18 protein-coding genes and 2 pseudogenes are annotated in these 20,722 nt (G+C 53.9%); 2 read left to right on the forward strand and 18 right to left on the reverse strand.

Annotation, left to right across the window (positions count from 1 at the left end):
* Nucleotides 1-98: 98 nt before the first annotated feature.
* Nucleotides 99-1,085: a hypothetical protein gene (locus tag BA6348_RS24365; RefSeq protein ID WP_005829942.1), complete on the reverse strand. Its 987-nt coding sequence runs from the start codon at nucleotides 1,083-1,085 to the stop codon at nucleotides 99-101.
* A gap of 1,106 nt (nucleotides 1,086-2,191) precedes the next feature.
* Nucleotides 2,192-2,746, reverse strand: a complete 555-nt coding sequence (locus BA6348_RS24375) for a DJ-1/PfpI family protein (RefSeq protein WP_005829940.1) — start codon at nucleotides 2,744-2,746, stop codon at nucleotides 2,192-2,194.
* Nucleotides 2,747-2,902: 156 nt separating this feature from the next.
* Between BA6348_RS24375 and BA6348_RS24380 the strand changes: the two genes are divergently transcribed.
* Nucleotides 2,903-3,331: a winged helix-turn-helix transcriptional regulator gene (locus BA6348_RS24380; RefSeq protein ID WP_005829938.1), complete on the forward strand. Its 429-nt coding sequence runs from the start codon at nucleotides 2,903-2,905 to the stop codon at nucleotides 3,329-3,331.
* A gap of 28 nt (nucleotides 3,332-3,359) precedes the next feature.
* Here the strand turns inward: BA6348_RS24380 and motB are convergent, their stop codons facing one another.
* The 6 genes and pseudogenes from motB to BA6348_RS24410 form a co-directional block, all read right to left on the reverse strand.
* Nucleotides 3,360-4,163, reverse strand: coding sequence for a flagellar motor protein MotB (gene motB / locus BA6348_RS24385; protein ID WP_026558221.1), 804 nt, complete (start codon nucleotides 4,161-4,163; stop codon nucleotides 3,360-3,362).
* Nucleotides 4,156-4,971: a flagellar motor stator protein MotA gene (gene motA / locus BA6348_RS24390; protein WP_007783444.1), complete on the reverse strand. Its 816-nt coding sequence runs from the start codon at nucleotides 4,969-4,971 to the stop codon at nucleotides 4,156-4,158. Before motA ends, motB begins: the two co-directional genes overlap by 8 nt.
* Before the next feature lie 115 nt (nucleotides 4,972-5,086).
* A complete protein-coding gene (locus BA6348_RS24395; RefSeq protein ID WP_005829932.1) occupies nucleotides 5,087-5,818 on the reverse strand; it encodes a ZIP family metal transporter in 732 nt (243 codons plus the stop codon).
* A 347-nt stretch (nucleotides 5,819-6,165) separates the two neighbouring features.
* A pseudogene (locus tag BA6348_RS24400) lies at nucleotides 6,166-7,211 on the reverse strand (RNA-guided endonuclease TnpB family protein).
* A gap of 5 nt (nucleotides 7,212-7,216) precedes the next feature.
* Nucleotides 7,217-7,600, reverse strand: a pseudogene (tnpA, locus tag BA6348_RS24405) (IS200/IS605 family transposase); the annotation flags it as partial.
* Nucleotides 7,601-7,646: 46 nt separating this feature from the next.
* The gene (locus BA6348_RS24410) at nucleotides 7,647-9,374 is read right to left on the reverse strand and encodes a methyl-accepting chemotaxis protein (protein ID WP_122952959.1); all 1,728 of its coding nucleotides are present in this window, start codon (nucleotides 9,372-9,374) and stop codon (nucleotides 7,647-7,649) included.
* 258 nt (nucleotides 9,375-9,632) lie between these two features.
* On the opposite strand from BA6348_RS24410, the gene solA reads away from it, so the two are divergent.
* On the forward strand, nucleotides 9,633-10,766 hold the full coding sequence (gene solA, locus BA6348_RS24415; RefSeq protein ID WP_007777018.1) for an N-methyl-L-tryptophan oxidase: 1,134 nt from the start codon (nucleotides 9,633-9,635) through the stop codon (nucleotides 10,764-10,766).
* 66 nt (nucleotides 10,767-10,832) lie between these two features.
* On the opposite strand, the gene BA6348_RS24420 is transcribed toward solA, so the two are convergent.
* From BA6348_RS24420 to BA6348_RS24465, 10 genes are all read right to left on the reverse strand, one after another.
* On the reverse strand, nucleotides 10,833-11,663 hold the full coding sequence (locus BA6348_RS24420) for a protein-glutamine gamma-glutamyltransferase (protein ID WP_007777021.1): 831 nt from the start codon (nucleotides 11,661-11,663) through the stop codon (nucleotides 10,833-10,835).
* A gap of 185 nt (nucleotides 11,664-11,848) precedes the next feature.
* Nucleotides 11,849-12,760: a DMT family transporter gene (locus BA6348_RS24425; RefSeq protein WP_005832112.1), complete on the reverse strand. Its 912-nt coding sequence runs from the start codon at nucleotides 12,758-12,760 to the stop codon at nucleotides 11,849-11,851.
* A 58-nt stretch (nucleotides 12,761-12,818) separates the two neighbouring features.
* Nucleotides 12,819-13,259: a GNAT family acetyltransferase gene (locus tag BA6348_RS24430; RefSeq protein WP_005832113.1), complete on the reverse strand. Its 441-nt coding sequence runs from the start codon at nucleotides 13,257-13,259 to the stop codon at nucleotides 12,819-12,821.
* Nucleotides 13,260-13,357: 98 nt separating this feature from the next.
* Nucleotides 13,358-14,059, reverse strand: a complete 702-nt coding sequence (locus BA6348_RS24435) for an LrgB family protein (protein WP_122952958.1) — start codon at nucleotides 14,057-14,059, stop codon at nucleotides 13,358-13,360.
* Nucleotides 14,037-14,426: a CidA/LrgA family protein gene (locus tag BA6348_RS24440; protein ID WP_005832117.1), complete on the reverse strand. Its 390-nt coding sequence runs from the start codon at nucleotides 14,424-14,426 to the stop codon at nucleotides 14,037-14,039. Before BA6348_RS24440 ends, BA6348_RS24435 begins: the two co-directional genes overlap by 23 nt.
* A 98-nt stretch (nucleotides 14,427-14,524) precedes the next feature.
* Nucleotides 14,525-15,409: a LysR family transcriptional regulator gene (locus BA6348_RS24445; RefSeq protein WP_005832119.1), complete on the reverse strand. Its 885-nt coding sequence runs from the start codon at nucleotides 15,407-15,409 to the stop codon at nucleotides 14,525-14,527.
* 115 nt (nucleotides 15,410-15,524) lie between these two features.
* On the reverse strand, nucleotides 15,525-16,661 hold the full coding sequence (locus tag BA6348_RS24450) for an Ig-like domain-containing protein (RefSeq protein WP_174768817.1): 1,137 nt from the start codon (nucleotides 16,659-16,661) through the stop codon (nucleotides 15,525-15,527).
* A 106-nt stretch (nucleotides 16,662-16,767) separates the two neighbouring features.
* Nucleotides 16,768-17,952: an ROK family transcriptional regulator gene (locus tag BA6348_RS24455; RefSeq protein ID WP_005832122.1), complete on the reverse strand. Its 1,185-nt coding sequence runs from the start codon at nucleotides 17,950-17,952 to the stop codon at nucleotides 16,768-16,770.
* A gap of 159 nt (nucleotides 17,953-18,111) precedes the next feature.
* Nucleotides 18,112-19,026, reverse strand: coding sequence for a homoserine O-acetyltransferase MetA (gene metA, locus BA6348_RS24460; RefSeq protein WP_005832124.1), 915 nt, complete (start codon nucleotides 19,024-19,026; stop codon nucleotides 18,112-18,114).
* Between the two features lie 318 nt (nucleotides 19,027-19,344).
* Complete coding sequence (locus BA6348_RS24465) at nucleotides 19,345-20,604, reverse strand: Glu/Leu/Phe/Val family dehydrogenase (RefSeq protein ID WP_005832128.1); 1,260 nt, start codon at nucleotides 20,602-20,604, stop codon at nucleotides 19,345-19,347.
* Between the last annotated feature and the right edge of the window lie 118 nt (nucleotides 20,605-20,722).

Raw genomic sequence — 20,722 nt, forward strand, 5'->3', positions numbered from 1 at the left:
CCCCTTTTTCCGCGAAAATGTCAAGAGCCACCTGCGATTGGCACAGGTGGCTCTTGAGTAGCAGAGGCGACGGGAATAGGCCCGAGAAGCGCGGCGATTTACGGCTGGATGGATTTGCCGATTCGCTGTTGCAAGAGTTCAAGCAGTTGCATCCATTCGCGGCCTTGCTCGGAATCTTCCGCTCCGGCATACTGGTGCTCGCTTGGATAGAGCGAGTAAAATGCGCCCGCTTTGTTCTCCCCGAGCTTGGTGAGGAAAGGATGCTCCTGGTAGTACGGCAGCTTTTCCTGCTCCTTGCTCAAACGGACGACGGTTGCGAGCAGCACGTCCTTTTTGGCTGCTGGATCCTTGTAGAAAAAGTTCAGGCACGGCGGGTTGCCTTCTTCGTTCGCGCAGGTGGACTGCTCGATTTTCAGCTTGCTCATCGCTTTTTCCGGCAAAAGAATCCGGTAGCCGAGCGTGCTGTCGTACGCTTTCATCGTCTCGAATGTTTTCTCGATGTTTTGGTCGTTCAACGATTCCGGCGTATTCCAGATGCCTACCGACTTTTCCGATGCAGGTGCGACACTTTCGATGAACCATTGATCCCCTTTTTGCGTCACGCCGATGATGGCCCGGTCTGTGCCGAACTTCCCTGTGGAAGTCACCAGGTCAAAATCGACCTGGAATTTCAACGTTTTGGTTTGCGCTTGTGCCTGGGCTTGCCCGCTGTCGGCTTTGTCTTCTGTTATGCTTGTGACCGTAAAGCCCTCAACCCACGGGCTGGATGTCCCCGTCACCCAATGGAAGCTCTCCATTGGTGTCTTTAGCCCCAAGCGCGCCTGTTCGGTAAACAGCGCGTATTGCAGGGCGCCGTTTCGCATTTTGACCGCTTTCGCCCATGTTTGGACTGTTTCGTACGGGGAAGTGGGAACGATCCCGCTCTCCAGCATTTTCAACTGCTCGGCCAGCGTGCTTTGCGCAGCTTCCGCCGGTTTCTCCACTGCTGCTGCGGCGTTGGCTGGCTGCTGCGCAATCGAGGCTGCAGAATAGGCTGTCACCCCGATTGCCAGTGCCGACCCTAACGCGATGAGTTTTTTATACATTTCTGAACGCCTCCCGGTTGATCGCGATGCCTGTCAAACACACATCTCACAGTTATTAGACGACGGAGCGGGCGTTTTGTAACACAATTGGCTGGAAAATGTTTGCGTTCGCGTAAAAAACTTGGTTGCGCCAAGCCTTTGGCGGAGGCTTCGTACCCAAAGGGCACAAGTCTTGCTTTCTCCTTTGGGGCGAAGGCTGCTATGTTGGCCATATAGGTGGATGAAGCGTATCCGTTTTTGGGTTGAAACTATAGCAGCATAGTAGCATGGTGATGTGGGCATGGGGCTGTCGGGGCGTTTTTGCTTGAAAAGCTCCTTCATCGGAACTTTTGGTGTGGCGAGGAAAGAGACGAAATCGCGGTAGTTTCTTGGGCTCCCTGCTGGGGGTTAGACTGCCCGGCTCCGGGGAAAAAGCGAAACCGCGTCCAAAAGTGGTCGATTCAGGTAGCCTCTCAGAGTTGGACGCTAAAAGCGTGTTTCGCTTTCTCCCCTCCGCCTCGGTTGGGAGCCCAAAGAGCTTTCGCGGATTTCGTCTCTTTCCTCGTCAGGGGCCAAGGGGATGGTCGGAGGGGGAAAGAAAACGCAGGATAAAAAGCATCATACAAGAATTTCAAAGAAGGAGTGCGGGCATTCGTGTGGACCTTCTTGAGAGCTATCATTCTACCTGTTTGACCATACACAATGCTTTTTGAATCTTTTTTTCCTTGCCTTACGCTTCTTGGCTTCCTCAAAATCAACCCCGAACGACAGAAACAGCTCGTAGAGGAAACAGGAGAAAGCAAGCGAAGGTCTTTGGGACTCCTACCTAGCCGGAGGAGAAAAAGGAAAACACGCTTTTCAGCGTCAACCTGAACCTACTTCTTTTGAATCCTCTACTTTTGACGCGGTTTTCCTTTTTCTCCGGAGGCGGACAGTCTTCGCTCCCCCGCCAGAGGCCCAAGTACCTGTAGCGCTTTCTCCTGTTTCCTCTCACCACTACCGCTACGATCAACCGTTTTCCAAGCTGACAGTCCGTCTCGCAATGCTGCCCAAGAGTCTTATCCATTCCTGATGTCTATAAAAAAGCCGATTGCGCCCCCATTGGCGAATCGGCTTTTGGCTTGTAATTAGGCATTTACTTGCTTCACAAATTCTTTCATCAGTTGCGGCAGGTCGTTCCAGGCGTGCCCGGAAATCAGGTTGCGGTCTACGTGGAAGCGAGTCTCGATGTACTTGGCTCCCGCTGCTTCCACCTCTGGACGGCAAGCGAAGTAGGCAGTCATCTCGCGGCCTTTGATCTCGTCGGCGATGACGGTAAGTGCCACGCTCGCATGACACAAAATCATAACTGGTTTATCATGTTGGAAGAAATGGCGGGCGATGCGGGCAAAATCTTTGTGCAGGCGGATATGCTCAGGAGCACGTCCTCCTGGAATAATCAGCGCATCGTACTGCTCTGGATTGATCTCGTCGAAAGTGGCGTGCGCTTCGATCTGGTAGCCGCGCTTTTCCGTGAAGGTCTGCCAGTCTTCAAAATCGTGCACGACGGTGTTGAGCACTTTTTTATCGGTAGGGGAGGCGATCGTCACGTCGAACCCTTCCTCCAGGCAGCGGTAGTACGGATAATAAGCTTCCAGCGCCTCTACGGCGTCACCTGTCAGCATCAATACTTTTTTGGCCATGATGGCTTCACTCCTTTTTTCCAAACGATAGGATTGCTTTGCTTTCCACATCGCTTATTATAAAGGCGTGCGCCTGGCAACATAAGAATGCACTTTTTTGTGCGGTAGTTACCAAAAGGGTACCTATGGACAAACCGTAAGCAAAGGGAGAAAACCATGTCTGACCTGAGAAAAGAAACGATGGAAAAAATCCGCAACGGCGATTTTACTTGCTCCAAGGAGCTGACGCTGTCCATGTTCAGCGGCAAGTGGAAGGTCGTCATCCTCTGGCACCTCGGTGTGGAAGGCCCGCACCGTTTCAGCGAACTGCAGCGGCTGTTTCCGAAAATCACGCATAAAATGCTGACGAACCAGCTCAAGGAGCTGATCGAGGACGGAATCGTCCATCGCGAGGTGTATCCCGAAGTTCCGCCACGCGTGGAATACTCCATGACGGAGCTAGGGATGACGCTTTTGCCGATCATCGAGCTGATGTATGAGTGGGGAGAAAAACGGATGGAGCAGTTGAGGCTCGCCATGGGAGAACCGCAGGCATCCAGTGCAAGCTGCGATTGTCCAAAAGCTCCCGAAAATAACGAAGGATAGCACCTGAATCGGGCGCTATCCTTTTTGCTTATGGATTGACACTGTTTTTCGGCGGGGAGGCCAGGTCGCGCAAAATCGCTACCTCTACCCGTCTGTTTTTCGCCCGGCCTTCCGCTGTCGTATTCGGTGCTACCGGATGGTACTCGCCCATGCCTGTCGCGCTGAATTTGGTCGGGTCCAGTTTTTTGTTTTCCAGAAGCACTTTCAGAAAGTTGACGGAGCGCTTGGCGGAAAGATCCCAGTTGGACGGAAATTCAGCACGATGAATCGGCACGTTGTCCGTATGTCCGGTCACGGTCACCTTTTTCGGATGGGGAACGAGCATCGCGGCCATTTCGCTTGCCAGCTTTCTCGCTTCCGGCTTCAGCACGGCGCTGCCGGAGTCGAACAAGGCGTTGTCCAGAATCGTAATCAGCAGCCCTTCTTCGGTCAGCTTCGTCTGGAGCTTGTCCTGCAGCTTGTTTTGCTGGATGTAGCCTTCGAGCTGTGTTTGCAGCTTTTTCAAGTCCTCTGTCTCTTTGCGGATGGCTTCCTCCAGCTTTTTCTCTTCTTCTGTCTTCGGCCTTTCCTGAGCGCCTTTATGTATCGTTTGCTGCATCATGTTCGGGTCGAGCGGAATCGGGCTTGGCTGGTCCAGCACGCCCACTCCGCCGTTCAGCGCAACGTTAAAGGAGCGAACCATCTGGTCGAACTTCTTGGCGTCCATTTCGCTGGAGGCAAACAATACGATAAACAAAGCGAGCAGGAGGGTGAGCAAGTCCGCGTACGGAATCAGCCAAGACTCGTCCATATGCTCTTCGTGCTGAGCATGTCTCTTCGGTCGCTTAGCCATTTACCGCAGCTCCTTCCTCCCTCTTCTCTTCCTTCATTTCTTCCTTCATCTCGGCACGCTCGTTGTACGGGATGTACACCAGAAGCTTCTGCTCGATAGCTGCCGGAGAAACGCCAGCCTGGATGGAAAGAAGTCCTTCTACCATGATCTTTTTGATCTCGATTTCCTGTTTCGATTTTCGTTTCAGCTTGGTTGCAAACGGGTGCCACAGCACGTACCCGGTGAAAATACCGAGCAAGGTCGCCACGAACGCGGCCGCAATGGAAAGGCCGAGTGCGTCGATATCGCTCAGGTTGCCGAGCGCCGCAATCAGACCGACTACCGCTCCGAGTACCCCGAGGGTCGGAGCGTAGCTACCCGCCTGGCTGAACACAAGCGCACCTGCCTGATGGCGTTCCTCGATGGCGTGAATTTCCTCATTGAGCACGTCGCGGACGAAATCCGGCTCGCCCCCGTCGATAATCATCTTCATGCCGTTGCGCAGGAAAGGGTCCTCGATCTCATCGGACGTGTTTTCCAGCGCGAGCAAACCTTCGCGACGGGCGATGGAAGCCCAGTTCATAAACTGACCGATCAATTCCCTTTTGGCAGGGAGTTTTTGCTCGCTAAAAATAACCTTGAAAAGGGCAGGAATCCTTTTGATTTCCGACATGGGAAATGCGTTGAAAAGGGCGGCGATCGTACCCACGATGATAATCATGAACGCTGCCGGATTCAGCAGGGCCGAGGGACTCGCGTGCTTCAAGATCATCCCGACCACTACTGCAACAATACCTAGTACGATACCTATCAAGGTAGACTTTTCCATCGTGACACTCCCTATTACCATAATCGAAATCTATCTATATTATGGTTTCGGTTTTTTTCGCCGCTTTTGTGAGGGGTAGTTGCACAAATTCCGCATTCTTTCGCAAAAAATCCGCTCACCCGAAAAACTGCACCAGCCCGATCATGACCAACAGACCCAAAATGAACGAAAAAGTCGCGGAGCGCGCATGGCCGTCCCCGTGGCTCTCCGGGATCAACTCCTTGTAGACGATAAACAGCATCGCGCCTGCTGCAAACGCCAGGCCGTACGGCACCAGCCCTTTGACTACGGCGGTGAGGTAGTAGCCGCAGATCGCCGACGCGATTTCCACCGCTCCCGTCATCGTCGCCAGGAAAAAGGCTTTGAGCCGGCTGACCTTTTGATTAATCAGAAAAAGCGCGACCAGAAACCCTTCCGGCGCGTTTTGCAGGCCAATGGCAAAGGCGATGAGGCCGCCAAGCTCCGGCTGCTCGCTCGAATAGCTCACCCCGACCGACAGCCCCTCCGGGATATTGTGCAAGGTAATCGCCATCAGGATCAACAGCGCCTGCGAGTCCATCGCGATGTTGACTCTCGTGTGCTCCAGATCAATATGTGGAATCACGCTCTCCAAAACGGTGAGAAAAAGCGTCCCGGTGAGCACGCCCAGACAGACGATCATAAACGGGGCGTTGGACATCGCCTGCGGAATCAGGCTGAACGTCGCTGCCGCCACCATGATGCCAGCGGTAAAGGCCAGAAGAATATCCCGCCAACGGTGCGTGACCGTGCGAAAAAACAGAATGGGCAGAGCCCCGACCCCCGTTGCCATCGCGGACAGAAAACTCCCCATCAAAAGCTGTTCCATGAAAGTTCCTCCACGAGTCGTATGTATTGTCGCATTTCAATCATCCAGATACAGGGGGCAAGATTGTCCCTCCTGTTAGCTTATAATAAAACGAGGCGGAACATGTTAAAAAGTTCATCGCTGCGGCAACAAAAAAACGCCAGAAACACTGGCGTTTTCGAGGCGTCGCGGCTATGTTTCCGCGCGATACGTCTTGCCCAGCTCAGCTCCCAGGCCAAATTGAGACTCCCACGGCTAAAGCCGCAAGCCTTCCACAATGACTAAGCGTTCGCAGTCCATTTCTGTTTTGAACAGCCTTCAAGATGAGGACATCTCATTGCCCCTCCTAAGACAGTGCATATAGCATCTTAGGCTGATTGACTGTTACCATCAATCACAGGTGCATATCGAATGTTCATAGCACCGACTAAATCACGATGTTTTTCGAATCCTTATTCTTCTCAGAGCATTTAGGGCATGTCTGACTTGTGTATGCAGGATTCACATGCTCAACTCTAATACCAACTAAATTCGCTTTATATTCAATGAACTGAGACAGGCGATAAAATGACCAAGTATGCAGATTCTTTTCGTTTTTACGGCTTGTTCTTGCCGTCTGTCTAATATTCGCCAGTTGTTCCAAGCGAATGACAGAAATTTTATTGTCTTTTGCAAAATTTACGATAGCACGACTAACCTTATGGTCTTGGTCTTTCATCCAACGTTGTTCTTTATCTTTTGAACTACGAATCGCGTTTACCTTTTTCTTTTTGCCTAATGCTTTGCGTTCAGAACGAAACTTACGCTTCATGTACTTATTTTGTCTGCCATTCCCAAAGAAACGTACCTTTTCATCATCTGTTACAGCAACGGCAGGAACTTTTAAACCCAAATCAACACCCATGACTTTTACTCCTGTTCCTTCCATAGTAGGTATGGTGACAGAAATTTGGGCAATCCATTTATTTGCTTTCTGTGTGATTCGAAGCGTACCTAATTTGTGTTTTAGCAAAGCAAAGTTACGGTTGTCTTTATCAACTAACAAAGCACGGATAGGTGTTTTAGTTACCTTGCCGTCAATCATAATCGGCATGGAAATGTGCGTGAAATCAAACGAATAGTTTTGATTGTTCCAAATGCAGACAGGTTTCTTCAAAACAGGAACAATAGTGAATTTGCTTTTCTTCGCTTTCTTAAACACACTTTTAGCGTCCTTGATAGCTTGATTTTTAACGGCACTTGGCAAAGAAGCAGAAATATCCTTACTCGACTTCTTTGTGCTTTTCTTTTCAGCAACCATTTCGGAAACGAGAGTATTGATAGTGGAGAGGTACGTTTGACTCATTTCACGCAAAATAGAAGCCTGTTCTTTTGTTGGAAGCAATTTCACTTTGACTGTGATGGTCTGCGACATGATTTTCACCCCCTTGTTTTCTGTTGTTCGACATATCGCTTTATCGTTTCACTTGCGGTAGAAACGAAGTATGAGCGTGTCCACAAACTCGGCAAATGCCGAAGATGTGGAAACTCTTCACGCAATTTCTGAGAAGTCACTCCTTTCATTTTTGCCATCATATCCGCAGGGCTTAATGATGGGAGTGCGTTGAGAAACATATGCGTATGGTCTTTGTCGCATTCAAGAGCAACAATCACAATTTGCAGTTCCTCACACCCTTCATGTACCAACTCTTTGAAGCGTTGTTCTACATCTGCTTGCAGAAAAATCTTTCTTCTGTACCGAGGGCAGAACACAAAATGGTAGTTTAATAATGAAAGGGTTGTGCTTGTTCTTCTGTATTCGTTCTAGTACAAGGAAACTTCGACCGTTCCCGAAGTGTGATTGCACGCCTTACACTTTGAAGCGGCTAATCATCTGCTGCAGCTCCTCCGCCATGGTGGAAAGGGCTGTCGCCGAAGAAGTGATTTCCTCCATCGCTGCGAGCTGCTCCTCGGTAGCAGCGGAAACGTTTTGCGTACCGTCGGCTGCGATCTCCGACACCTCGCTTACCAGCTCAATCGCCTGCACCACTTGCTCGGAGTGCGCGGATACTTCCTGAGCTGCCGCCGACACGTCCTGGATCTGGTCGGCCACGGTCGTGATCGACATTTGAATCTGTCCGAACGTCTCGCCCGCATGGTGCACCACGAGAATCCCTTCCTGCACTTCTTTTGTTCCCGACTCCATCGACTCCACAGCGAGCTTCGTGTCTGTCTGAATCGTTTGGATCAACTGCCCGATCTGCTGCGCCGACTTGGACGACTGCTCGGCCAGCTTGCGCACCTCGTCGGCTACGACTGCAAAGCCCCGGCCGTATTCGCCTGCTCGCGCTGCCTCAATCGCTGCATTGAGCGCAAGCAGATTGGTCTGCTCGGCGATGCCTGTAATGACTTCGATAATTTGCCCGATTGCCTGCGAGTGGTTGCCCAGCCCATCGACTACCCCGGCCAGCTCGCGGATCGAATCGTGAATGGCGTTCATTTGCTGGACAGCGGCCTGGATCGACTGGTTTCCTTCGCCTGCCATCGACGCCACCTGGACGACCATGCTGGACGCCTGCTGGGCGTTCGCCGCAATTTGGCGTATTCCCCGGGACATGTCGTCAATTGCTTTTGCCCCTTGCTCCACGCTGGCGACCTGACGATCCGTACCAACCGCGACCTCCTGCACCGTAACCGCGATCTGCTCTGTCGCCCGGCTCGTCTGCTCAGCGCTTGCCATCAATTCCTCGGCCGATGCCGCTACCTGCTCCGATGTCGCGCCGGCCTGGCGGATCACCCTTTTGAGGCTGTCCGTCATCTCATTGAAGGAATTGGCCAGATCGAAAATCTCATCGCGAGTTTTGACCACAAGCGGCTCCACGCGCAGGTTTCCTTGCGCGACTTCCTTCATTTCAGCCACCAGGCGCAGCACCGGACCGCGAATGCTTCTCGTCAGCCAGAGAGCCAGCAGCAGGCAGCCCGCGATGGAGGCGGCGAGCGTAATGAGATTGTCCCGTTTGAGAGCCGCGTACAGCTCGGCGCTTTCCCTGCCTGCCCGTTCCGTTCCCATTTTGTTGAACGCGATCATGGCGTCGATGTGCTTCTTGCGCTCCGTGAACAGCTCGCTCGCCTTGTCCCGCACACGCTTGAGCTCGGCCAACTCTTCCGGCGTCACCCCGCGCGTGATGTCCATCTTTTTGCCGACTTCCACAAATTCCTGATTGAAAATCTCGTACTGCTTCATGGCTGCCTTCAAGCCTTCGAAATGCTTCCGATCCTCCTCATCGATAATCGTTTTTTCATAGCTCATCAGCAATCCGTCGATATAGACGAAGTTTTCATCAATTTGTCCGGCGTATTTGTTTTTGTCTGCCAGCGATTCAGCGTTCAGAATCGTCTGATTCAGGCCGTAGATCGTTTCCAGCGTCGAATTGATTTTCAGGATTGCCTCCATGCCCGGCTGCCAGACGGACTTCATTTCTTCGACTTTGCTGTTGATAAGGCTTGTCTTGTATGTACTCATGGCTCCCATATATGCGATCACCATGAGAATTAGGGCAAACGCGCTGCCCAGCTTTTTCCCGATCGTCCACTTCATAGAAACACCACTTTTCTCGACATTGTATGATATCGCTAAATCCATATTCCCTTTTCAATTTCAAGGTAAACATGCCCGATACAAATTGTACCCTCTCTACCAAAAATAACAACATCTAACATATGAAACTGGTAATATTCAGAATTTTTCTCAGATTGATTGCTACGAGAAAAACGTAAGTTCTATAATGGGGAAGAAGAGATAGATGCGGCTTTGGCATCAGAAACAGCAGCACGACCAACTTAGGGGGAATCCTTTATGCAAACATACGAAGTAATCATCGTCGGCGCAGGCTCGATGGGCATGGCCGCCGGTTACTATTTGGCCAAAAGAGGCGCAAGCGCGCTGCTGATTGACGCTTTTGACCCTCCGCACACGATGGGCAGCCACCACGGAGACACCCGGATCATTCGCCACGCTTACGGAGAAGGCAAGCAGTACGTGCCGTTTGCCTTGCGGGCGCAAGAGCTGTGGGCCGAGCTGGAACAGGCCGCGAATGTGAAGCTGTTCAGCCAAACCGGGGTGTTGAGCGCAGGCGCGCACGATTGCGCCTTTTTGCAGGAGGTGCGGGAGAGCGCCGAGCGCTACTCGCTTCCGCTCGAAGTGCTGACCGCCCAGGAGGTGCGCGAGCGCTGGCCGGGAATCGAGCTGCCCGATCATTTTTACGCTTGTCTGGAGCCTGCTTCCGGCGTTCTCTACTCGGAACATGCCATTCGCGCTTACCGCGAGTTGGCCACAGCTTCTGGCGCAAGCCTGCTGACCAACACGAAAGTGACCAGCCTGCAAACAGACGGGGCAGACGTGATTGTGCATACAGACTCCGGGAGCTATCGCGGCAAAAAGCTGCTCGTCTCCGCCGGGGCCTGGAACGCGCCGCTGCTGCAGGAGCTCGGCTTGTCCGTTCCGCTAGTCCCCACGCGCAAAACCGTCGCCTGGTTCGGCGCAGACGAAAGCTTGTACAGCGCGGATCGGTTCCCGGCCTTCGTCTTCCACCTGGGTGACTCCATGTTTTACGGCTTTCCGAGCATCGATGGAGCAGGTGTCAAAATCGGCCGCCATGACGGGGGACAAGCCATTGATCCCGACACGCTGGAGCGGACCTTTGGCTGCTATTTATCGGATGAAGGCGATGTCCGCGCGTTCCTTGAGACGTACATGCCGCAAGCGGCGGGGGCCTTGCGCCAGGGCAGAGTCTGCATCTACACGATGACGCCTGACGAACATTTTGTCATCGACCGCCATCCGGACAACCCGCACATCGTCTTTGCCGCAGGCTTTTCCGGCCACGGCTTCAAGTTCGCGAGCGCAGTAGGAGAAGCTGCCAGCCAACTGCTCATCGACGGGGAATCCAAGCTCGATTTGTCGATGTTTTCGCTCAGCCGTTTTTCGTAACCACTGTCAGTCCGCCATCAGCAAAAAGCCTCTCGCCATAACTTCGGCTCGAGGCTTTTTTCGTCTTCACCATTCCCAAAAAAGCGAACCGATCTGCGCCGTAATCCGACTGCCCATGTCTGCGGCCCGCTGCTCGAAGCGCACCTGCGGACGCCGGTTGTCGTACGGGAACAAATAGGCGAAGCCGGGGCGTGTCGCCTGGGGAACAAGGTACGCAGACCTGGTTGCCCCTACCCTGCGCTGTTCGTTCAAAAACTCGATCATCGACTCGGCGTCACGAATGCCCGCTCCGTGCCCGTAGTACAGCCCTCTGCCCAGATCGACCGCATTTTCCCCCTGCCATTGCGGCTTGTCGGGGTTGTGATCCGGGTTGGCAAAATACAAAATATCGCCCGGCAAAAACGTCGTCGTCGGGATCGTCCGCAAATCGAGATCCTGATCGTAGCGCCAGTCGTAGAGCAAAATATCCGCGAACAGCCGCTCGAAGTCTTCCCGGCGGATCGACTGGAGAACGGCGTGGTACAAAATAATGACCATCGCTGTCGCACACTCGGTCGCGTATTTTCTGCCTTCCTGAAAAATGTTGATGATTCCTTGCGAGGGCAAAATCCCCTGTCTCAGCCGAAAGCCGCCCAGCTCGGTGCGGTCCCAGTACGCCGGGTTGGCGCGCGATCTTTCATAGGTGGAAAAGGCGATCCCGCTGGCGTACAGCGCCCGTGCCGAGCGCACCAGATGGTCCCTCATCTTCAGTTCGAACTGCAGCAATTCAGGCTGCGGGTAGGAGAACTCCTCCCGGCTCTCCGCCATCCGCTCCACCACTTCTCGCTGGACCTCGTTCAATCCCCACTCCATTGCCAAAGCGTCCGGATCGGCCCGTCTGCCACTGATGATTAACATAGACAACCTCCTCTGCACACACCGTCCTTGGTATGTGTATGCGTCCGCCCATGTCCATGTGTGCGAAAAAAAAACGGTCGCGCGGCATTCGCGGGAAATTGCTGCCCGGTCTGGCAAAAAGGCACGCCCGTTCGTTGCCAAAAAAATTCCGCCTGCGCTGTACGCAGACGGAAAACAAGCCAGCCTCAGCCTCTTGCCTGCTCCAGCGCCGCAGGCGTCTTGGCCGGAACGTGCTTGAGCTTGGCAAACAAGTAGCAGCCGACGATGACGATGACGCTGCCCAGAAGCTGGAGCACGCTCATCGTCTCGCCCAGCAGCAAAAAGGCGAGAATCGCGGTAAACACCGGGTTGAAGTTGAGGAACATGCCAGCAGAGGTCGCCCCGACCTTTTGCACCCCGACATTCCACAAGACCATGCTGACCACAGTCGCCATTACGCCGACGTAAAACAGCGACAGCCAAAATGACCAGGTCGTATTCTCGACGGTAAACGTCGTCAGATTAAACGGCAGCATCAGCGCTACGCCGAAAAGTCCCGAGTACAGGGTGGACATCATCGGCGACACGGTTTTCATCGCCCAGCGTCCACAGACGGAGTAAATTCCCCACATCGCCACAGCCGCCAGCATCCACAGGTCGCCTGTATTGAAATGCAGTTGCTCCAAATGGGTAAAGTCGCCTTTGCAAAGCACGACCAGCACGCCTGCAAAAGAAATGAGCATGGCGACGATTTGCAGCGGCCGAATTTTTTCCCCGATCAGCAAAAACGAGAAAATCGCGATCGAAACCGGGTTGAGCGTCGACAAAAGCCCGACATTGGTAGCGTCTGTCCGCTCCAGCGCCCAGAACATAAACAGATTGAACAGCGCCACGCCTGTCACGCCCATCACGATCAACGGAACGAGCGCCTGTCGCGTGGGCAAGATCCGCTTTTCGCGCACCCAGACGACAGGCAGCAAACAGGCGACTGCAATCAGCCAGCGCAAATTGGTCAACGTCAACGACGACGCGTGTCCGACCAAAAATTTACCGACGACGAAGTTTCCTCCCCAGAGGAAGCTGGTACAGAGTAAGAGTCCGACATATAGGGGTTTCATAGTTCATGCTGCCTCCTGCCAAGCTGTTGAATGATCGTCTAGCTAAATCCGTCCTCTATCATACACCTTTCTTCGCGTCTTGGGGCGGCGCAATCCATTTTTCCATGAAAATCAGCTCGCAAGCGGCGAAGCCCAACTGCCTGTAAAACGATTGCACGCCGCTGTTTTCCGGCTCGATCAGCAGGTTGATTTTCTCGCAACCCACATTCATAAGCCGCCGCTCCAGCTCCTGCATGAGCCGGCTTCCCAGCGCTTGGCCCTGGCAGGCGGGATCGACCGCCAGATGATTGACCCAGCCGCGCCGTCCGTCATAGCTGCCCATGACAGCCCCCACGACCTGCCCGTCATCGTTTGTTGCCACCAAAAACAGCTCCGGGTCGCGCTCCAGCTTGCGGCGCAATCCTTCCCGCGTATCGGAGCGGGAAAGCACAAGCCCTGCCCGCTGCCAAAGCTCGACGACTGCCTCATACTGCTCCCATGCAAACGACTGTAATTGCAAGGTATGACACTCCTGTTTGTATTTTTATAAAACAAAATTAATATTTATACAATTATACCGAGAAAAAAGGGAGCTTGCCAAGAAGCTCCCCGCTATCGCTATGAAACGGCCAGCCACGACAAGATCAGAGGCAACAGAGTGAACGCCCACACGACCGTAATCATCGCCCCGGCAATGACGGCCAGCGTCGCGCTGCTCCCTTCCGTGTCGCCGCGCTCGAACGCCTTGACCATCCCGAGCATGTGCGCCCCCATGCCGTACATCAGCCCGATCGAGACGGGATGGCGCAGCTTCATTTTTTTGATAATCCACGGCGCCAGAAAAACACCTGCAAAGCTGGTCAGCATCCCGAACACCGCTGTCATCGCCGGCATGCCGCCAATCGCGTCCGAGACGCTAAGGGCAATCGGCAACGTAATCGAGCGAGGGATGACGCTGATGACGGCCGCCTTGCCCAAGCCGACCAGCATGGCTGTCGACACGCCCGCGATAATCGCAATCAGGGAGCCTGCGGCGAGGCTTTGCAAAATCATCCGCTTGTGCGCCATCAAAATCGACCAGTTGCGGTACAGCGGCACGGCAAACGCCACCGTCACTACCCCCATCAGCTCGCTGATCCACGACGTCGCTTCGCTGTAGGCAGCATACGGGATGCCCGCGAGCAAAAGAAAGACAATCATCGCGGCTGGCGCAAGCACGGCGGGGGAAAACAAGAGGCTCGGCCGCTTTTTGTTGATCCGCTTCGCCATGTAAAAAAACAAAATCGTCAGGACTACGCTACACGTTTTCCACAGGATCAAGCTGCTTCACCTCACCGCGTTTGAACAGTCGCTCAGCAACGACGCCTGTCGAAATCATCACGAGCGCGCAACCGCTAGTGACTACCAGCAAAACGAGCAGTCCTTTTCCTCCGAGCAGCCACGGATACTGCATCATGCCGACCAGAGACGGCACGAAAAACAAAATCATTTGCGAAAACAAAAGGGCGGCTCCCGCCTCTACCCACTGCAGGCGCACCCAGCCGTTGTGCAGACAAATGAACAAAAGCAACAGCCCGATCAGGCTGCCGGGGACAGGGACAGGCAAAAACGAAGCGATTCCTTTGCCCAGCCAGGTGAATCCATACAAGAGCAAAACTTGCCCGAGGAGCAAGAACCATTTTTTCATCGAGACCACTCCGGTTCCTTCATGTTGGTACCTTCATTCTAAAGCGTCCCGATTCCATTCGTACAATACATAAATATCATGATTTCTATTCCATTTGGTTATGGCGACAAATGCTGCCGCACAAACTCGATGAAGGCGCGGGTCGCGTGCGACAGGTAGCCGTCCTTGCGGTAAATCAGGGCGTACTGCCAGTCAATCACGGGAGACGAGATGTTTACCGTATGCAGTTGGTCGTTGTGCAGGCGTCTCACAATCGAGCGCGGAAGCAGCGAGATGCCTAGCTCGGTCGCCACCATTTCCCCGACAAAATCCCACAGCGAGCTCATGTAGGCCACTTTTGGCTCAAAGCCGCTCATTCGGCACGCCTGGCGCACGACGTCGTGAATCGCGTACTCCTCTGTGAACAGGATAAAGTCCTCGTCCCGCAACTCCGCCAGGTTCACTTCGTCCGCCCCCGCCAGCCAATGCTGCTGATGCACGATGGCGACGAGGTCTTCCGCCACCAGGGGAACCGCGGAAAACTTTTCCGCATCCGTCGGCAAAACCGTCAGGCCGAGGTCGACGCTCCCCTGCTCCACCTGAATTTCCAGCAGCTTGGCGCTGTACTCCTTCATTTCGATCTCAATGCCGGGATATTGCTTTTTGAACATGGCAATTACATTCGGCAGCAAAAAAGAGCCGACTGTCGGCATCATGCCCATTTTCACCCGTCCGCGCTCGATGTTGCGGATTTGCGCGATGGATGACGTCATCCCTTCCATCAACTGCAGCACTTTTGTCGCGTACCCGTACACCAGCTCGCCCGCTTCGGTCAGCTCCATTTTCCGCTCCGAGCGATCCAGCAGCACGACGCCCAGTTCCTCCTCCAGCGCTTTCATCATCTTGCTGATGGACGGCTGGGAGACATGAAGCGTGTTGGCCGCTTTTGTAAAATTTTTTTGTTTGGCTACTTCCACAAAGTATTGCAGTTGTCGAATATCCATTTGCCGCCTCCACCCGATCCGTTCGCTTTGATTCTTGTCTTTCCCAAGCTTACCACAGCCTTTACGCCGATGAAAAAGCCAGGACGCATCTGCCGCCCTGGCTTGTGACCTGCTTTTATTTGACGGCGGCCTGGATCATCACCCGCTTGCCGCCGTAGGAAGCGGTAATGGTCGCACGTCCTGCTGTCCCGGCTGCGACTTTGCCTTGCGCCACGCTCGCTACATTTTTGTCTGTGCTCGTCCATTCGGCCTCTGCTGTCACGTCAGCTTTCGTCTTGTCGGAATAAATGGCGAACACCTGCAATTGTTGCGACTCGTTGGCTGTGAGCTGGATTCTTGTCGCACTCAGCTCCAGCCGGGATACGATCGCTGCCTCTACCGGAATCGTAATCGTTTTCCCGCCGTAGGATGCGGTAATTTTCGCTTTGCCCGGCCCGATGACCGTCACCACGCCGCTTTCTACCGTTGCCACTTGCCCGTTGTCGGAGATCCACTTCGCCTTGGCGGTGACGTCGGCTTTTTCCTTGCCGTTCACCACGGCCGTGAGCTTGACTGCTTGCGACGAGCCAGGTCGCGCGTACAGCTTCTTCTGGTCGCTCTCCAGCTTGGAAACGACATCCACCTCTACCGGGATGGTCACGTTTTTGCCGCCGTACACTACTTTGATTTTCGTTTTGCCCGAGCCTACTGCGGTGACGAGTCCGTTTGCCACCGTCGCGATCTCGGGATCGGCGCTCGTCCACTCGGCATTTGCCGTGACGGCTGCCGTAGACTTGTCTGTAAACGAAGCGGTTGCCACGATCTGCTTGGCAGCCCCTGCGTTCAGCACGAGCTTTTTCTGGTCAACGACAAGCTTGGCGACGACATCCACTTCTGTGGAAATGGTGATGAACTTGCCGCCAAAGCGGGCCTTTACATCTGCCTTGCCGCTGCCTGTCGCCCTGAGCAGCCCGGCCTCTACCGTGACGATTCCGCTGTCGGACGTGGACCACTCCGCCTTTTGCGTCACATCTTCGGTCGTTTTATCCGCATATTGCGCGAGTACCGTCAGTTGCTGTGTCCCGTCTTTTTTCAGTCTGACCGTCTTCTCTTTGACCGTCAGCCTCGACAGCTTTTTGCTCTGGCTTGCTGCCGTTTCTGCTTTCGCCAGTTCTGCCGCTGGCCCGACGCCGGACAGAATCGTTCCGACTGTCAGGACGACGGTCAGCAAGGCTTTTTGCCACCTGCGCAAGTATGTGCTTTTCTTCGACACCGTGCTCTCCCCTTTTGCCGCTTTTCCCGCGAATGCGTTTTCCACTATTTTCTATATCGGCACGGGCAGAGATTTCAATAAATGGTATTTTTGGTGCGAAGTCGTCCTACTCTCCGCTCCACGACCCGGACAGTGGGGCAAAGTGCTGCATCGCCAAGGCCCCTGCGCCCATGACAATCGCCTCTCCGCGCAGTTCGGACGGGATCACCCGGAACTTCCCTTTGAACGGCTCCCAAATCACCTGGTCGCTATGCTCCTCGACCAGCTCGACAATCTCGCGGTAATTTTCCACCAGGTCTCCTGACAAAATGACGGTGTCGGGATTGTACATGCAGACGATGTTGTTGATCGTGATTCCGATGTAGAGGGCGGTGCGGGAGACGATTTCCTTCGCCCAGCGCTCCCCGTTTCGCGCCGCGGCAAACACCTCGCGCACATCGGTGACTTCTTTTACCCTGCGCGCCTCCAAAATCAGCGCGTTTTCATCAATATACGTCTGCAGGCAGCCGCGCTTTCCGCACTCGCACAGATTGCCGTTCGGGTCCAGCGTCGTGTGCCCCAGCTCACCCGCGCTGTTCGAGCCGCCGCGAAACACTTCGCCGTTGATGATGAGCGCGGACCCGATGCCTGTCCCAATCCCGATCAGGGCGGTTTTGTTCGAGCCTTTGGCAGAGCCGTACAAGTATTCCGAGAGGATTTTGACCTTCAAGTCGTTGTCGATCACAGTCTTGATGCCCAGCTCTTTTTCGATCAGCTCGGCAAAAGCTACGTCCTTCCACCCAAGCGTCGAGGACAACTGGACGACTCCCCGCTCGTAGTTGATGACGCCTGGCACGCCGATGCCTATGCCGATGACTTTTTCAAACGGAATGCCCTGCCTCGCGATCATGCCGCGAATTTCCTGGCAAATCAGCGCTGCCGTCTCGGCTGGCGTGCCCGCCAGCGCCTTGTGCTCCACGCGATGGTGCGCGACGATCGTCTCGCTGAAGTCCATGATGCCGAAGCTGATCCGCTTTTTCTCAATGTCGACGCCGATCGTGTAGAGTGCGCCCGGCTCGATGTCGAGCATGATCGCCTTCCTGCCGACGCCAGAGGAAGTCAGCTCCGTCTCCCGAATGACGCCTTCCTCGCACAGCTCGCTGACAAACCGGCCGATCGAGGTCGCGCTCATCCGCGTAATTTTCGTGATCTCAGCCCGGGAAATCGGCCGCTTGTTTTTGATAATATCGAGAATCATCAGCTTGTTGTGTTGCTTGATAACGTCCTGATCCTGCTTCACGATTTTTTTCATCACCAAAACTCCCACCTTGCTAATGAGATGCCGCTTGCTTTTACATAGTTATCCTCACACTACCTGTCGGGGTCTGGTACGTCAACTGCAAAAGCAAAACCGCCGCTACATCTTGTCTATGCAAAAAACCACCCGATTTCTCGGATGGTTTTCCGGCTGCTATCTGTTGTTCAGATCGTACGGTGTCTCCTGGTACACGTAATAGTTGAGCCAGTTGGAGAAAAGCAGATTGGCGTGCGCGCGCCAGGTGACGATCGGCTCGCGGCTCGGATCATCGTCGGGATAATAGTTGCGCGGCACGGCGATGTCCAGTCCCTTGTTCACGTCCCGCTTGTACTCGTCCTGCAAGGTGGTCGGATCGTACTCGGAATGGCCGGTCACGAAAATTTGTCTGCCGTCCTTCGTCGCGACGATGTACACGCCCGCTTCCTTGGACTCGGACAAAATTTCCAGTTCCGGCACCTTCTCGATGTCCTCCCGGCGATTTTCCGTATGGCGGGAATGCGGGACGTAAAAGTAGTTGTCATATCCGCGGAACAGCTTCACATTTTGCTTGTTCAACGTATGCGGGAAAATCCCGAACATCTTTTCCGGCAGCGGATGCTTGGGCACTCCGAAGTGGTGGTACAGCCCGGCCTGCGCCCCCCAGCAAATATGCAAGGTCGAGGTCACGTTCGCCAGCTTCCAGTCGAGAATTTGCTTCAGCTCTTCCCAATAAGTAACTTCGGTAAATTCGAGTTGCTCGACAGGCGCCCCGGTAATCACCATGCCATCGAAGCGTTGGTCCTTGATTTCCTCAAACGTTTTATAAAACATCGACAAATGCTCTTCCGATGTGTTTTTGGAGGTATGGCTGGACATGTGCAGCAAGACGATTTCCACCTGCAGGGGCGTATTCCCCAGGAGGCGAAGCAACTGTGTTTCCGTTGTTTCCTTCACCGGCATCAGGTTCAGGATGACGATTCGCAGCGGCCGGATGTCTTGCGTAAAGGCACGGCTTTCTTTCATGACAAAAATATTTTCACGGGCCAGCACTTCCACCGCAGGCAACTCGTCAGGCAGTTTGATTGGCATAAAGATCCCCCTTTCCACTCTTTGCAAAGCAGGTAGAAAAACATTAATCCGACAAATTCGACAAAAATACTTGGGTTCCTGCTTCCACCGGGAAGTATCGCGAAAAATGGAAGCCTGCTAAAACAAGCATGTATCGAATGTATATATGTTTATATATTCTGCAAATTTTTCGTCAAATCATTATACCTTTCTTTCTGGAAAAATAGCAGAACTTTTTCTGGAATAGCGAGAGGACCTTTTGCGCTGAATTGCGACAGCGGCATGAGCGAAAAGCCTCTCGCAAACAACTTGCGAGAGGCTCGTAGATTCGCCCGTTCGTCAGATCCAGCCACGCGCTTCCATGGCTTCCTTGATGCGCAAGAGCGAGATCATGTACGCGCCTGTGCGCAGGTCGACCTTGTATTTTTCCGCAAGCTCCGCCACCGACCGGTAAGCGTTGACCATCGCGGTTTGCAGCTTTTCGTTCACTTCCTGCTCGGACCAGTAGTAGTGCATCAGGTTTTGCACCCATTCGAAGTACGACACGGTCACTCCGCCCGCGTTGGCGAGAATGTCCGGAATGACCACGACTCCTTTTTCGCGCAAAATCGCGTCGGCATCCGGAGTCGTCGGACCGTTGGCTGCTTCTGCAATCCACTTGGCCCGGACGCGATCGGCATTTGCGGCTGTAATCACATTTTCCAGTGCGGCCGGAATCAAAATGTCGACTTCCAGCTCCAGCAACTGTTCATTGGAGATCGCGGTTGCCCCCGGATAGTCCAGGATCGTGGACGTGTCCTTCAACTGCCCGACCTTCGGGATATTCAAGCCTGCACCGTGGTAAATGCCGCCGCGCGAATCGCTGACGGCGACGATGCGAAAGCCAAGCTCGGTCAACAGTCTGGCTGCGATTCGGCCTGCGTTGCCGTACCCTTGAATCGCTACTGTCGTCTCCGCTGGCTTGCGTCCCGAATCTTTGAGCGCCTCCAAAATCGTGAAGACACATCCGCGGGCCGTCGCTTCATTTCTCCCTTTGGAGCCGCCGACCGCAAGCGGCTTGCCTGTGATGACGCCTGGCGAATACGCGCCTTTTAATCGGCTGTATGTATCCATCATCCAGCCCATGATCTGCGGCGTCGTGTAGACGTCCGGCGCGGGAATGTCGGTGTCAGGGCCGACGATGTCCGCAATCGCTTCCATAAAGCCGCGGCTCACGCGCTCCAGCTCGCCCGCGCTCAGCTCGTGCGGATCGCAAATAACGCCGCCTTTTCCGCCTCCATACGGCAGGCCGACGACACCGCATTTGAACGACATCCACATCGAGAGCGCTTTGACCTCATCCATCGTGACGTCGGGATGGAAGCGAATGCCGCCTTTGGTCGGTCCCACCGCATCGTTGTGCTGCGAGCGGAACCCTTCGAATACGCGAACGCTGCCATCGTCCATTTTGACCGGAAAGCTGACTGCGAGCACGCGCTTCGGCCTTTTCAAGATTTCGACGGCGTGGCTTGGCAGACGAAGCAACGCTGCTGCCGTGTCAATCTGCTTTTGCACAATCTCGTAAGGATTCAGGTTTTCTTTTTCTACTGTCTTTTGCATGCTTGATCCTCCCCACCTATCTTGCATCACCCTGGCGCAGAGCTAAAGGATGAATGGAGTTATTATATATGAAACAGATAAATTCAGACAATTTATTTTTGATTTTTTCACATTATTG

The sequence above is a fragment of the Brevibacillus agri genome (assembly GCF_004117055.1).
Taxonomy (GTDB): domain Bacteria; phylum Bacillota; class Bacilli; order Brevibacillales; family Brevibacillaceae; genus Brevibacillus; species Brevibacillus agri.

Bases quoted from the DNA above. Each gene is read 5' to 3' on its own strand.
- BA6348_RS24365 (WP_005829942.1), bottom strand. From the start codon at position 1,085: ATGTATAAAAAACTCATCGCGTTAGGGTCGGCACTGGCAATCGGGGTG.
- BA6348_RS24375 (WP_005829940.1), bottom strand. From the start codon at position 2,746: ATGGCCAAAAAAGTATTGATGCTGACAGGTGACGCCGTAGAGGCGCTG.
- BA6348_RS24380 (WP_005829938.1), top strand. From the start codon at position 2,903: ATGTCTGACCTGAGAAAAGAAACGATGGAAAAAATCCGCAACGGCGAT.
- motB (WP_026558221.1), bottom strand. From the start codon at position 4,163: ATGGCTAAGCGACCGAAGAGACATGCTCAGCACGAAGAGCATATGGAC.
- motA (WP_007783444.1), bottom strand. From the start codon at position 4,971: ATGGAAAAGTCTACCTTGATAGGTATCGTACTAGGTATTGTTGCAGTA.
- BA6348_RS24395 (WP_005829932.1), bottom strand. From the start codon at position 5,818: ATGGAACAGCTTTTGATGGGGAGTTTTCTGTCCGCGATGGCAACGGGG.
- BA6348_RS24410 (WP_122952959.1), bottom strand. From the start codon at position 9,374: ATGAAGTGGACGATCGGGAAAAAGCTGGGCAGCGCGTTTGCCCTAATT.
- solA (WP_007777018.1), top strand. From the start codon at position 9,633: ATGCAAACATACGAAGTAATCATCGTCGGCGCAGGCTCGATGGGCATG.
- BA6348_RS24420 (WP_007777021.1), bottom strand. From the start codon at position 11,663: ATGTTAATCATCAGTGGCAGACGGGCCGATCCGGACGCTTTGGCAATG.
- BA6348_RS24425 (WP_005832112.1), bottom strand. From the start codon at position 12,760: ATGAAACCCCTATATGTCGGACTCTTACTCTGTACCAGCTTCCTCTGG.
- BA6348_RS24440 (WP_005832117.1), bottom strand. From the start codon at position 14,426: ATGAAAAAATGGTTCTTGCTCCTCGGGCAAGTTTTGCTCTTGTATGGA.
- BA6348_RS24445 (WP_005832119.1), bottom strand. From the start codon at position 15,409: ATGGATATTCGACAACTGCAATACTTTGTGGAAGTAGCCAAACAAAAA.
- BA6348_RS24455 (WP_005832122.1), bottom strand. From the start codon at position 17,952: ATGAAAAAAATCGTGAAGCAGGATCAGGACGTTATCAAGCAACACAAC.
- metA (WP_005832124.1), bottom strand. From the start codon at position 19,026: ATGCCAATCAAACTGCCTGACGAGTTGCCTGCGGTGGAAGTGCTGGCC.
- BA6348_RS24465 (WP_005832128.1), bottom strand. From the start codon at position 20,604: ATGCAAAAGACAGTAGAAAAAGAAAACCTGAATCCTTACGAGATTGTG.